Annotated in this window: 13 protein-coding genes; 7 read left to right on the top strand and 6 right to left on the bottom strand. The window is 51.2% G+C overall.

Features of this window, described 5'->3' with window-relative positions; genetic code table 11:
• Nucleotides 1–37 precede the first annotated feature (37 nt).
• Nucleotides 38–1375 carry a hemolysin family protein gene (locus tag INF58_RS14800; protein ID WP_006810357.1) on the top strand — a complete coding sequence of 446 codons (1338 nt, stop codon included), beginning with the start codon at nt 38–40 and terminating at the stop codon, nt 1373–1375.
• Nucleotides 1376–1451: 76 nt separating this feature from the next.
• Here the strand turns inward: INF58_RS14800 and INF58_RS14795 are convergent, their stop codons facing one another.
• Nucleotides 1452–1658, bottom strand: a complete 207-nt coding sequence (locus tag INF58_RS14795) for a DUF1107 domain-containing protein (protein ID WP_003856054.1) — start codon at nt 1656–1658, stop codon at nt 1452–1454.
• A 324-nt stretch (nt 1659–1982) separates the two neighbouring features.
• Between INF58_RS14795 and INF58_RS14790 the strand changes: the two genes are divergently transcribed.
• Nucleotides 1983–2540 (top strand): YtfJ family protein, encoded by a 558-nt coding sequence (locus tag INF58_RS14790; RefSeq protein WP_063867176.1) that lies wholly within the window; start codon nt 1983–1985, stop codon nt 2538–2540.
• Here the strand turns inward: INF58_RS14790 and cysQ are convergent.
• The gene (gene cysQ, locus INF58_RS14785; protein ID WP_015572488.1) at nt 2534–3274 is read right to left on the bottom strand and encodes a 3'(2'),5'-bisphosphate nucleotidase CysQ; all 741 of its coding nucleotides are present in this window, start codon (nt 3272–3274) and stop codon (nt 2534–2536) included. The genes INF58_RS14790 and cysQ overlap by 7 nt on opposite strands.
• A 190-nt stretch (nt 3275–3464) precedes the next feature.
• Here cysQ and INF58_RS14780 point away from each other — a divergent pair, with 190 nt between their 5' ends.
• Nucleotides 3465–5408 (top strand): bifunctional 2',3'-cyclic-nucleotide 2'-phosphodiesterase/3'-nucleotidase, encoded by a 1944-nt coding sequence (locus tag INF58_RS14780; protein WP_193527973.1) that lies wholly within the window; start codon nt 3465–3467, stop codon nt 5406–5408.
• Between the two features lie 40 nt (nt 5409–5448).
• Here the strand turns inward: INF58_RS14780 and INF58_RS14775 are convergent, their stop codons facing one another.
• Nucleotides 5449–5835, bottom strand: a complete 387-nt coding sequence (locus INF58_RS14775) for a helix-turn-helix domain-containing protein (protein WP_063867172.1) — start codon at nt 5833–5835, stop codon at nt 5449–5451.
• An 84-nt stretch (nt 5836–5919) separates the two neighbouring features.
• Between INF58_RS14775 and INF58_RS14770 the strand changes: the two genes are divergently transcribed.
• Together INF58_RS14770 and INF58_RS14765 are read left to right on the top strand one after the other, a co-directional pair.
• Nucleotides 5920–6768: an SDR family oxidoreductase gene (locus INF58_RS14770; protein ID WP_193034161.1), complete on the top strand. Its 849-nt coding sequence runs from the start codon at nt 5920–5922 to the stop codon at nt 6766–6768.
• A gap of 81 nt (nt 6769–6849) precedes the next feature.
• Nucleotides 6850–7701 carry an AraC family transcriptional regulator gene (locus INF58_RS14765; protein WP_193527972.1) on the top strand — a complete coding sequence of 284 codons (852 nt, stop codon included), beginning with the start codon at nt 6850–6852 and terminating at the stop codon, nt 7699–7701.
• An 18-nt stretch (nt 7702–7719) separates the two neighbouring features.
• Here the strand turns inward: INF58_RS14765 and INF58_RS14760 are convergent, their stop codons facing one another.
• The 3 genes from INF58_RS14760 to INF58_RS14750 all read right to left on the bottom strand — a co-directional run bounded on the left by INF58_RS14760 (nt 7720) and on the right by INF58_RS14750 (nt 8672).
• Nucleotides 7720–8082 carry a DUF4156 domain-containing protein gene (locus tag INF58_RS14760; protein ID WP_193527971.1) on the bottom strand — a complete coding sequence of 121 codons (363 nt, stop codon included), beginning with the start codon at nt 8080–8082 and terminating at the stop codon, nt 7720–7722.
• A 123-nt stretch (nt 8083–8205) separates the two neighbouring features.
• The gene (locus INF58_RS14755; protein WP_193527970.1) at nt 8206–8412 is read right to left on the bottom strand and encodes a hypothetical protein; all 207 of its coding nucleotides are present in this window, start codon (nt 8410–8412) and stop codon (nt 8206–8208) included.
• Between the two features lie 83 nt (nt 8413–8495).
• Nucleotides 8496–8672, bottom strand: coding sequence for a hypothetical protein (locus tag INF58_RS14750; RefSeq protein ID WP_193527969.1), 177 nt, complete (start codon nt 8670–8672; stop codon nt 8496–8498).
• Nucleotides 8673–9105: 433 nt separating this feature from the next.
• Between INF58_RS14750 and INF58_RS14745 the strand changes: the two genes are divergently transcribed.
• Together INF58_RS14745 and INF58_RS14740 are read left to right on the top strand one after the other, a co-directional pair.
• On the top strand, nt 9106–9711 hold the full coding sequence (locus tag INF58_RS14745) for a response regulator transcription factor (protein WP_023305307.1): 606 nt from the start codon (nt 9106–9108) through the stop codon (nt 9709–9711).
• Nucleotides 9708–13205, top strand: a complete 3498-nt coding sequence (locus INF58_RS14740) for a transporter substrate-binding domain-containing protein (protein WP_193527968.1) — start codon at nt 9708–9710, stop codon at nt 13203–13205. The genes INF58_RS14745 and INF58_RS14740 overlap by 4 nt, the downstream gene beginning before the upstream one ends.
• The last annotated feature ends 6 nt before the right edge of the window (nt 13206–13211 follow it).

Here is a 13211-nt window from a genome sequence, read left to right as displayed (position 1 = left end):
TCCCCTTCTGAGGATCTGGCGAGAAGCCGGATAAACTATGTTAAACAGTATTTTAGTAATACTTTGTCTTATTGCCGTCAGTGCATTTTTCTCGATATCGGAGATCTCGCTGGCTGCCTCCCGTAAAATCAAACTGAAGCTGCTTGCCGACGAGGGCAACATCAACGCATCACGCATTTTGAAAATGCAGGAAAATCCCGGCATGTTCTTTACCGTGGTGCAGATTGGTCTTAACGCGGTCGCCATTCTTGGCGGTATCGTGGGCGATGCAGCGTTTTCTCCGGCGTTTTATAGCCTCTTTGTAAAGTACATGTCCGTAGAGCTGGCCGAGCAGTTGAGCTTCATCCTCTCCTTCTCGCTGGTCACCGGTTTGTTCATTCTATTCGCGGACCTGACCCCGAAACGCATCGGTATGATTGCGCCAGAAGCTGTGGCTTTGCGTATCATCAACCCGATGCGCTTCTGTCTGTACGTCTTCCGCCCGCTGGTGTGGTTCTTTAACGGCCTGGCGAACGTCATTTTCCGCATCTTCAAGCTGCCGATGGTGCGTAAAGACGACATCACATCCGATGATATTTACGCCGTGGTGGAAGCCGGGGCGCTGGCAGGCGTGCTGCGCAAGCAGGAACACGAGCTGATTGAGAACGTTTTCGAACTGGAATCCCGTACCGTTCCCTCTTCCATGACCGGCCGTGAGAACATCATCTGGTTCGATCTGCATGAAGATGAGCAGAGCCTGAAGACCAAAGTGGCGCAGCATCCGCACTCCAAATTCCTGGTCTGTAACGAAGATATCGACCATATCATCGGCTATGTGGACTCCAAAGACCTGCTGAACCGCGTGCTGGCAAACCAGAGCCTGGCGCTGAACAGCGGCGTGCAGATCCGCAATACCCTGATTGTGCCGGACACCCTGACGCTCTCCGAAGCGCTGGAAAGCTTCAAAACTGCGGGTGAAGATTTCGCGGTGATCATGAACGAATATGCGCTGGTGGTGGGGATTATCACCCTCAACGACGTCATGACGACGCTGATGGGCGACCTGGTCGGCCAGGGGCTGGAAGAGCAAATTGTGCAGCGTGACGAGAACTCATGGCTGATTGACGGCGGTACGCCGATTGAGGACGTGATGCGCGTGCTGGATATCGACGAGTTCCCGCAGTCCGGAAACTACGAGACCATCGGCGGCTTTATGATGTTTATGCTGCGTAAGATCCCGAAACGTACCGACTCGGTGAAGTTCTCCGGCTTCAAGTTTGAAGTCGTGGATATTGATAACTACCGCATCGACCAGCTGCTGGTAACGCGCATTGATAGTAAACCGACCGTGCTGGTGCCGAAACTGCCAGATGCGGAAGAGAAGGTGTCGGCGTAATCCTTCGCCTGCCCCACAAACATCAACGGCTCCCATCGGGAGCCGTCTTTTTAACGACTACTGCATAGCACGTTGGTTAAGCCATCTCAGTTTGCAGACGCATAACCTGACGGTTGACTTCGGACATCACAGACAAGTGCTGTTTGTCCTTCACTTTTGGGATAAGGATTTTGCCCTTATCGAACTCAAAAGCGCCAACATCCTTGATATACAACCGTCCACGGAACAGGATCTTCACGTACTTCGCCACCTGAAGCGGGTTGTAGCGTTGGAAAATTTTCATTCTTGTATCTCCTGCGAATCATACGCCCTTGCGGTGCCACAATCGGCCCGACTGTCCTGAGCGCAAATTTTGATGCCCAATGACTATAGACCAGAACCTCGTACTTACCCAGTGTGCATAAGTTTATTTACCGTTTGATTACAATTATTCAGAATAATCTTTGCAAAGCGTGATGCAGAGCAGTATATGCCGTCGTTTTTGCGTGGATATGTGCGTTCGCCCGCAAACTGGCATCGGGATTGCGGGAAAAGCCCATTGCTCGCACTTATGATTAAAAGCGCATGACCAAGTGGTCGGATCACCTGCTCACAATAAGGAAACACCATGACCCTACGTAACCTCCTGGCAGCAGCTTGCCTGTTGCTGCCGCTGATGGCTTCCGCACACAACATTGAAAAAGGAGAACGTGTTCCGCCGGTCGGTATTGCTGACCGGGGAGAATTGATTCTCGACAATGATAAGTTTAGCTATAAAGCCTGGAATAGCGCGCAGCTCGCGGGCAAAGTGAGAGTTGTACAACATATTGCCGGACGTACATCCGCAAAAGAGAAAAACGCGACCCTTGTGGAGGCGATCAAGACCGCAAAACTCCCGCACGATCGCTACCAGACCACCACCATCGTGAATACCGACGATGCGATTCCCGGCTCCGGGATGTTTGTGCGCTCAAGCCTCGAGAGCAATAAGAAGCTCTATCCGTGGTCGCAGTTTATTGTCGACAGCAACGGCGTGACGCGTAAGGCGTGGCAGCTGGAAGAGGAGAGCTCAGCGATTATCGTGCTGGATAAAGCGGGCCGCGTGCAGTGGGTTAAAGACGGGGCGCTGACGCAGGATGAGGTGCAGCAGGTGGTTGCCCTGCTGCACAAGCTGCTGGATCAGTAGAGTGACACCCGGAAGCCCGGGTTCAGGAATGACTCGCGCGGGGTATAGTCCAGCGGCTTACCCTGCCAGTCATGCACATGCGCGCCCGCCGCTGCGGCAACGGCGTGGCCTGCGGCGGTATCCCAGACGTTCGTCGGCCCAAAACGGGGATACAGCTGCGCCTGCCCTTCTGCCACCAGGCAGAACTTCAGCGACGATCCGATCGACGTCGTCTGGTGTTCGCCCAGCTGTTGCAGGTACTCTTCCAGCTCGCTGTCGCTATGCGAGCGGCTGATCACCACCAGCGGAGGACGGGCATCGCGCACCTGGATCTGCTTACGTACGCCGCACTCTTCCTTCCAGGCTTTGCCTTCCGCCGCGCTGTACATCACCTTCATCACCGGGGCGTAGACCACGCCGAGCACCGCCTTTCCTTTTTCAATCAGGGCGATGTTGACGGTGAACTCACCGTTACGCTTGATGAACTCTTTCGTGCCGTCCAGCGGATCGACCAGCCAGTAACGCTGCCAGTGCTGACGTTCGTCCCAGCTCTGGGGCGCTTCTTCAGAAAGGACCGGAATATCCGGCGTCAGGGCCTGCAAGCCTTTCAGGATCACCGCATGCGCCGCGATATCCGCCGCCGTCACCGGGGAGTCGTCCGCTTTGCTGACAACGTCCATCGGTTTTGCACCGTCGTACACCTGCATAATGGCATCACCCGCATCCCGTGCGAGCTGACAAATTTTATCTAACATTCTCCACCTCTTCGTTAACGCAGTGGGCATAACTTATTGTTTTAGTTATATCGTAATGTGAACAATTCCGCTATCTGTGAAGCAATTCTGGTTTCAGCGCTCTTTTTTCTGGCAGCATTCACACTTCTGTAAGCAACAAATACTACATACATATTCTTTTGTGGCTTGGATCGAAAAAAGGACTCCTCAGATGATTAAGTTTAGCGCAACGCTCCTGGCAACGCTGATTGCGGCCAGCGTTCAGGCAGCGACGGTGGATCTCCGTATTCTGGAAACGACCGATCTGCACGGCAACATGATGGACTTCGATTACTACAAAGATACGCCTGTCGAAAAATTCGGACTGGTACGTACGGCAAGTTTAATCAACGCCGCCCGCGGTGAAGTAAAAAATAGCGTGCTGGTGGACAACGGCGATCTCATTCAGGGCAGCCCGCTCGGCGACTACATGGCGGCGAAGGGGCTGAAGAAAGGCGAGATCCATCCTGTTTATAAGGCAATGAATACGCTGGACTATGCCGTCGGCAACCTCGGCAATCACGAATTTAACTACGGTCTGAAATACCTGCACGACGCGCTGGCAGGCGCAACGTTCCCGTACGTTAACGCCAATATCATCGACGTTAAGACGGAGAAGCCGCTTTTTACCCCTTACCTGATTAAAGAGACCGAGGTGGTCGATAAGGACGGTAAAAAACAGACGCTGAAAATCGGCTATATCGGCTTTGTACCGCCGCAAATCATGACGTGGGATAAAGCCAACCTCGACGGGAAAGTGACCGTCAACGACATTACCGAAACGGCGCGCAAATACGTGCCGGAAATGCGTGCCAAAGGCGCGGACGTGGTGGTGGTGGTGGCCCACTCAGGCCTGTCGGCAGATCCGTATCGGGCGATGGCTGAGAACTCGGTGTATTACCTCAGCCAGGTACCGGGCGTCGATGCGATCCTGTTCGGCCACGCCCACGCCGTCTTCCCGGGTAAAGACTTCGCCAGCATCAAAGGCGCAGATATTGAAAAAGGCACGCTCAACGGCGTGCCAGCAGTGATGCCGGGGATGTGGGGCGATCACCTCGGGGTGGTGGATCTGGTGTTGAACAACGACAGCGGAAGCTGGAAAGTCACCCAGTCGAAGGCGGAAGCGCGCCCGATCTACGACGCGGTGGCCAAAAAATCACTCGCGAATGAAGACAAAGCGCTGGTCGACGTCCTGAAGCACGATCACGACGCCACGCGTGAATTTGTCAGCAAGCCGATCGGTAAATCCGCCGACAACATGTATAGCTTCCTGGCGCTGGTACAGGACGATCCGACCGTGCAGGTAGTCAACATGGCGCAGAAAGCCTACGTCGAGGACTATATTCAGGGCGATCCGGACCTGGCCAATCTGCCGGTACTGTCTGCCGCGGCGCCATTCAAAGTGGGCGGACGTAAGAACGATCCGGCCAGCTACGTTGAGGTGGAAAAAGGCCAGCTGACCTTCCGTAATGCCGCGGATCTCTACCTCTATCCCAACACCCTCGTGGTGGTGAAAGCCACGGGGAAAGAGGTGAAGGAGTGGCTGGAGTGCTCTGCCGGGCAGTTCAATCAGATCGATCCGCACAGCAGCAAGCCGCAGTCGCTGATTAACTGGGACGGTTTTCGCACCTACAACTTCGACGTGATCGACGGCGTGAAGTATCAGATTGATGTTACCCAGCCCGCGAAATATGACGGCGAGTGCCAGGCCATTAATCCGCAGGCGGAGCGCATTAAAAACCTGACCTTCAACGGCAAGGCCATTGGCCCGAATGCCACCTTCCTGGTGGTGACCAACAACTACCGCGCCTACGGCGGTAAGTTTGCCGGTACGGGTGACAGCCACATCGCCTTTGCCTCGCCGGACGAGAACCGCTCGGTGCTGGCGGCGTGGATTAGCGCAGAGTCGAAAAAGGCGGGTGAAATTCATCCGGCGGTGGACAGCAACTGGCGTCTGGCGCCTATCCACAGCGACACGACGCTGGATATTCGCTTTGAGACATCATCGTCCGATAAAGCAGCCGCGTTTATCAGGGATAACGCGCAGTATCCGATGAAAAAGGTCGCGACGGATGATATCGGGTTCGCGATTTATCAGGTGGATTTAAGCAGGTAGCGGTGATTGTGCCGGGTAAGGCGAAACCGCCACCCGGCTTTTACGCCGCACGCTCATCCCGATTCGCCATCACCTGCGGCGTATTCACCTCAATCCAGTCCGCCAGCGCGGCGACTTTCTCGCTGACCTCGATACCCATCGGGGTCAGACTATACTCCACGTGCGGCGGCACAACCGGATAAGAAACGCGGTTAACAAACCCGTCCTGCTCTAGTGCCTGAAGCGACTGGGCCAGCATTTTCTCGCTGACGCCGCCCATCTTGCGGCGCAGGTCGCTGAAGCGATGCGTGCCCTGACGCAATGCCACCAGGATCAGCACGCCCCAGCGGCTGGTAACGTGTTTGAGCACCTCCCTTGATGGACACTGTTCCGCAAAGAGGTTGCCATCGCGCATTTGCTCGCTGAGCGTCGGTACCGTTGTTTTCATACTTACCTTTTTGTGCGTACTTACTAAAAGTTAGTGATGGTGATAGTGTGCCACAACACCAGACAAACACGAAGGAGATTCATCATGATCGCGATTACCGGCGCAACCGGCCAGCTTGGCCAACTCGTTATTGAAGAACTGCTGAAAACCGTTCCGGCCAGCCAGATCGTGGCTATTGTGCGTAACCCGGCAAAAGCCGACGCCTTTAGCCAGCGGGGAATAGTGGTACGTCAGGCGGACTATACCGACCAGGCCGCGTTCACCACCGCCCTGAACGGCGTGGATAAGCTGCTGCTTATCTCCTCCAGCGAAGTGGGCCAGCGCGCCGCACAGCATCAGAACGTGATTAACGCCGCCAAAGCCGCCGGGGTGAAACTTATCGCCTACACCAGCCTGCTGCATGCGGATACCTCCCCGCTGGGTCTGCACGTTGAACACGTAGAAACCGAGAAAGCGCTGGCTGAATCCGGCGTACCTTACACCCTGCTGCGCAACGGCTGGTATACCGAAAACTATCTTGCGAGCGTGCCGCCTGCCCTGGAACACGGCGTATTTATTGGTGCCGCAGGTGAAGGCAAAATTGCCTCGGCGACCCGGGCGGATTACGCGGCGGCGGCAGCAAAAGTGGTTTCTGAAGAGGGTCATGCCGGCAAGGTGTATGAACTGGCGGGCGACAGTGCCTGGACGCTGAGCGAACTGACGGCGGAGCTGAGCAGGCTGAGCGGCAAGCCGGTGGCGTATCAGAACCTGAGCGAAGCGGACTTCGCCGCCGCGCTGAAGGGCGCAGGCCTGCCTGCCGGGCTGGCGGATATGCTGGCGGATTCCGATACCGGCGCGTCCAAAGGCGGCCTGTTTGACGACAGCCGTACCCTGAGCAAACTGATCGGCCGCCCGACCACGCCGCTGGCGGAGAGCATCAAAGCAATTCTGTAATTGTTAAGAATTAGTTATTTTTGGTGGCATCCCTTCGGGTCATCTCTGATAATGAGGCGATGACCCACGAGGAGGCTCACTGTGCAAGGCGTACCGGAACAGTTTACTGATGAGAGAGACAGCGCGCGCTTTCGCCATCTGGCGCAGCTGCCGGGTCTGGAGCTTTATCACGCCCATATCTCTGACTACGCCTTCGAGCCGCACACTCACGAAGCGTTTGGCATCGGCACCATTGAAACCGGCGCCGAACGCTTCCGCTATCGCGGTACCCAGCATCTTGCCGCGGAAAAATCCGTCGTGACCATGAACCCGGACGAGATCCACACCGGCGAATCCGCCACCGAAGGCGGCTGGCGTTACCGGATGGTCTATATCGAACCCGACCTGCTGGAAGAAGTCACCGGCCTGCGCCACTGGTGGTTTAGCGACGTCACGCGTCACGATCCGCTGCGTTCGCAACAGATAGGCCAGTTGATTTATGGCCTGTGGCACACGGACGATCCGCTGGCGCAGAAAGGATTGCTGCTGGATCTGATTGAGACGTTCCAGCCGCTGGCCCGTCATGCGCCGGTAGCCCGGGAGGGCGCGCACCGCTTCGAGCGCGTTCGCGACTATCTGCACGACAACTATATGCGCGCGCTCACCCTGGACGAGCTGGCGAGCGTCGTTTCGCTCAGTCCGTACCATTTCCAGCGCCAGTTTAAGGCCCATTTTCACGTCACCCCACATCAGATGCTGATGGCCATCCGACTGTGGCGCGCCAAGGCGTTTCTCACTCACGGCATGCCTGCCGCCGAAGTCGCCGCCGCAACGGGGCTGACCGATCAGTCTCACCTGACCCGCGCCTTTACCCGCCGCTACGGCATTACGCCCGTGCGTTACCAGAAGCAGGTTTCGCCGCGCTTAACGGCTCAGGGCTTTATTGCACGTTAAATACTGTGCTTAGATTATTTATGAGTTATTGCAGCGATACACTGTCCCGCTTAGCGTGACGTTAGTTTGTTGGCTGGAACCTGAGCCGAAGTAGGCGCTCCCGGTCTGCCCTGCTCGCTGCGTAAGAATAACGACAACGTTACCCCCCATATTGTAAGCCTGGTTTTTTAAATCATTACGTGCGCCAGTCTCAAGATTAGAGTTTGACGTCCATCCCCCCGTGAAGAAGTTTCCCTGGCTGCCCGTCACTTCACCCAGGAATGTACAATTGCCGGTTGGTTCAGTATTAGTAATACGTACCCGTTCAGCGCCCTGGTTCAAGTTATTTGCTGAGCATGCGGTTAACGCCATACTGAATAATACTATCGCTCTTTTTTTCATGTCTTTATTTTATCCCTTTGAAATAAAATGAGTTATCAGGCATGTATGTTATACACGCGCGATCACTCAAATAGCGCATCAATAATAGAGTAATGTTACATTCAACTCAAGAATTATAATTCCTCATCTAAAGCCGGTCACAAATAAAACTGGTTTTTGCCGGGCTAAATCGTGAGCACGATAATGGTCTTCGCTTTCATTGATTTCTTCATTACTCCCGTTGCCAAAGCTCGCGCTTGGGTTTACAACCATTAGTGCAAACGCCGCCATTAAGCAGACTAAAAATAGTTTTATCACAATTACATCAACGTTCGATCGTAAGACAAACATAATCGCCACCTCGCTGTGGCTATTAAGACGGTGCAGATAAAAAATGAAAAACTATCAAAAACGCTTACCGCGCCTGAAATAATCTAGTAGCCTGCTGCCTTATTGGCAGCCTTAATTCTTTTGGATCGCGAGTCTTTCTCATATTTGTCTTTCTCCTCTAACACACTTCCAACCGCATCAATCCATGAATTAGCCATACAGCCGGTAAAAAGCGTTATTGAAAGCAGCAGTAGCGCATTTTTTAAAAAATGTAATTTCATTTGTTTTCCTGTCAACATCGAACTGACTGTATTTTATTTTACCAGGCGAATGGATAACATCAGCGTTGGCGACAATGTACGTAGGAAAAGTCCCACAATCCTGCGTGGAGAGTTGCGTGTTACGGAAATCAGTCAGTGACGATAAAAAGAGGAAAAACCTTACACGTGAAAGCGAAAAGGGACACCTCGTTCTGTAGTAAAAATGGCTATACTGAGCGTTAAGTAGCAAGTAAACAGAACGATTTAACAACCTATTATTCAACACGTTATATACATTTACGTATTCAGGTTGTTTTGGTGAAGCCTGATTTGAAATGAACTGACTGCACGGGTTCAACCTACAGCCAGTTTGTCGCCGCACCAGTGGAATGAACCAGGCTAATGCGTTAACATCAGAATAATGCATCGCTTGCCGATTATATTAAGGGTTAGTATGAAAACCGCACTTGTTGTAGACGATCATCCTTCAGTCCGCATGGCATTGAAAATGACATTAGAAAAGATAGGCTTCACTCATGTGGATGAATGTGATAACGGTGCGCAGGCTATAAACCAGATAAAAAAAGGGAAATACAATATCGTCATACTGGATATTGGTATTCCTAACATGGATGGGATGTCGGTTATCGCGGCGGTGCGAAAAGCAGAGATTAATACAAAAATCCTGGTGTTCACCTCACAGTCAGCGGAACTCTATGCCAGCAGATGCATGATGTCCGGCGTGTCTGGATTTTTGACAAAGAATGAGGGTATGGAAGATGTTTCAGCGGCGATCAAAGCCATCAATTCTGGTTTTACATTTTTTCCAAATATAAGCTATGCCAACAATTTTACATCAAGAAAATCATCCTCACTGACAAACCGCGAACTAGAGGTACTGCGTAAAATCATTGCTGGAATGAAAAATATTGAAATAGCAGACAGCATGTGCCTGAGCAGCAAAACAATCAGTACCTATAAAACCCGGATAATGACAAAAATGGGCGTTACGACACTGGTTGATTTGATCGAGATTGCTAAAAGAGAAAAGATTGAATGAAGCGATGGGTTCACTTTAAGCTGCTGCTTATTTTATTGCCATTGTACGCCTGTGCGGAACCACTGAGCGATAAATCTCTGTCTCTGGAACTTTACCCCGATACAACCATGCAGCGTTTTTATAAGCAATCTCTGAAGGTGGGTGTTTACAGACCCGATTATCCGCCTTTCGATATCGTTATTAATGGCGAATACCTTGATGGGATCAATGCCGACATACTGCGGACAATCCGTAATAATTCGGATATCCATTTCTCTGTCACCCTTTTCGATAACGCTGTCGCTGCTTTTGACGCGCTGACAGAAGGTTCTATTGATGCGATCACGACCACTGGCCCGGTAACTGAAACGAAAAAATCCAGGTATTCTTATCTCCCGGTTATTTCAACGAATAAAATAGTTGAAATCACACCCGCGGAAAATAAACCCGATACAAAAGATTACGAGACGATTGCCACCGTTGATCGGTTTATTTCTGATGAGTTTATAAAAGAGCGCTATCCTGAAGCAAAAATAAACCGCTACGATTCCGTACTGAATGCGCTTGCCTCTGTCGCCCTCCATAAAAACGATATCTATGTGGGTGATGCAATAAGTGCTGGTTATTTTTATAACAATAGCGTTTTCAACACCCTTCACGTCAGTCGCCAGCTTAATACCATTAACCAGGCAGAAGGAAAAGTATACTTCGCAATACGTAACTCTGATATAAAAACCAGACAAATCATAGAATCCGGGCTACAAAAGATATCCCAGTCAGATCTGTCAGAATTCATAAGGGGCTGGGATAAATCCAGTGATTTTATCACGCCGGGTTCACCACAATATCTCACCGAAAAGGAAGCCCGGTGGTTACAAGGTAAGAAGCAGTTTTATGTTCAGCTGCCAACAACCGCGCCACCTTTTTCAGAATATGCTAACGGGACGTTTACTGGCATCATCCCTGATGTCTTTAGTCTGATTGGCAAAATGCTTAACGTTACGTTTGCATTTTTGCCAGAAAACCCGTCATCAAAGAACATTAATCCTGATGAGATCGTTGGCTTTGCCAGCTCCGTATACAACACCGATACGCGATATCGGTTTACCCGAAGCTTCATTCAGTTTCCTCTTGTTTTCGTTACTCGTCACGGTGAGAGCCTAAAAAAATTGCCTACGCGCGCTCGCCGGATCGCGACTTTTATGGATGTTAATCATCTCGAGGGTTATGATCTCACTTCGTATACCGTTGTGCCTGTATCTTCGACGGCAGCTGCCTATGATTTATTAAGCAGTAACAAAGTCGATGCCGTACTTGATAATTTTGTCTCCGCTAATTATTACACACACACGCATCAATATTCCCTGGCCATAGACGATATAGTTGATGGAAATTTTGCCAAACTTTCCCTGGGCATTTCCGCGCACAATGAAATTTTGTATGAAATAATCAATAAATCATTAAAGAACCTCGCCGGATCTGAACTCGACGATATCACCACGAAATGGACCGCCGCGCCCTCAAAAACAAGTTTCATCGAAGCAAACAAAACCGCCATCCTCTACACGGTAATAGTCCTTCTCCTGCTGGGCATGATTTCCACCGGCTGGGCGCTTGTCCTTCGAAAGCACGTTCGACATGCACAGCGGACCCAGAGAAAACTGGACGATCAGCTGGCTTTGACAAACGCGCTTATCAACGGCACGCCGAATCCCCTGTATGTTCGTAATAAAGATGCAGAGCTCATATCGTTTAATGAGGCCTATACGGAAGCTTTAAAAGATTTCCATATCGAACAGGAATACGCCTTTAGTCAGGCTGAGTTTGAAAATACAACGGCCTCTCATCTTTCGTCTCTTGAAGCATACCGCCAGGATTTCTTCAGCGTGTTACGGGACAAGGTATCAATATCGAAAGACCGGGCAATTACATTCAGCGATGGGCGCCCTGATGCCGTGATATATCACTGGATGGTGCCATTCCTGGATGCCGAAGGCCGCGTAAATGGCGTTATTGGCGGCTGGATTGACATCACGTCGAGAATCGAAATGGAAGAGAGCCTTAGAGCAGCCAGGAAGGAATCTGAAAGGGCGAACGTAGCAAAATCCACTTTTCTTGCCACCATGAGCCATGAAATTAGAACGCCTCTGAATGCCATTATCGGTATGCTGGAGCTTGGAACAAAAAAACTCCACGATGGAATCATAGACAGTACCGCATTCGACGTCGCCTATTCTTCGTCAAACGTACTACAGGAACTTATTGGTAATATCCTTGATATTTCCATGATTGAATCTGACAAACTGGTTATTCATTATGCAGAAATGGAGCTCAGAAAAACCATTGAACAGATTATCTCCTTATTCAGGCCTGGCGCGTTCAACAAAGGTATCGAGCTTGTGCTCCTATATCCAGCGGAGCTCGACGACATCATTGTGACAACAGATGAGCTTCGGTTCAGACAGGTTGTCAGCAATATCATCAGTAATGCCATCAAATTCACGAATGAAGGCGAAGTGCGTGTCGCAGTAGAATGCGTTAATTCTCAAGTCACAGACGTCGCCCTGCTGCAAATTGCCATAACGGATACGGGCTGCGGTATATCGCCTGAAGGGCAACAGACATTATTCCGACCTTTTTCCCAGGCTGATATTAACGGCTATTCTCATCAGTCAGGCTCCGGGCTTGGACTCCTCATCTCTCGCCGGCTTTGTGAAGCTTTGGGTGGCGGCATACAACTTCATAGTCAACCGGGCGTGGGAACCAGAGTCGACCTTACGTTAAAAGTGGGCGTTAGCCAACAGAAGAGCAAGCGTGCTGCGGCAGAGGTTATAGATATCCAGCCTCAAAACAGCTCAGCCACCGTTCTTGTCGTTGATGATTTTTACCCAAATCTCATGCTATTAAATAAGCAGCTGTCATACCTTGGCTACGTCGTGATCGAATGTAGCGATCCTCGTGACGCATATGCTCAGTGGAGAAGCACCGGTGCCGAGATTATTATCACTGACTGTAATATGCCGTATATCTCAGGAATTGAGCTGACAAAATTAATCCGTAAGGAAAACAGCGATACTGTAATTATCGGCCTGACGGCTGATGCCCGCGATGAACAAAGAGGAGCCTGTCTTCAGGCCGGGATGACGGAATGCCTCTTTAAACCCGTTTCGCTCAAAACCCTATCTCTCGCATTGAGCAAATTTGCCAGCGCTATCCAGCCCGCCACAAACGCATGCGCAAAAGCGGAAGATCGGGTCGACCAGCATGTATTTAACTCCTGCTTAGCGCATCTCGACATCACCATCAGCGATTTGCACGACGCTATCAGCGCGGAAGATTTCTTGCAGATCGCCGAACTTGCTCACCTGATGAAAGGCGGTTTTTATCTTCTGAAGAACGATGCGCTGGCTGACTTATGTACTGAACTGGAAGAAGCCGCAGACAGGAAAACCATCAGCCTCTGCCTTCAGCTTGCGCTACGTCTTGAAGATGCGGTAAGCGATCTCTCGTCATGAACCTTG

This window comes from Enterobacter cloacae complex sp. P24RS (assembly GCF_014982165.1).
GTDB lineage: Bacteria > Pseudomonadota > Gammaproteobacteria > Enterobacterales > Enterobacteriaceae > Enterobacter > Enterobacter quasihormaechei.
The sequence above is the reverse complement of the archived record's forward strand: the minus strand, read 5'-3'. Positions and strand labels throughout refer to the sequence as shown.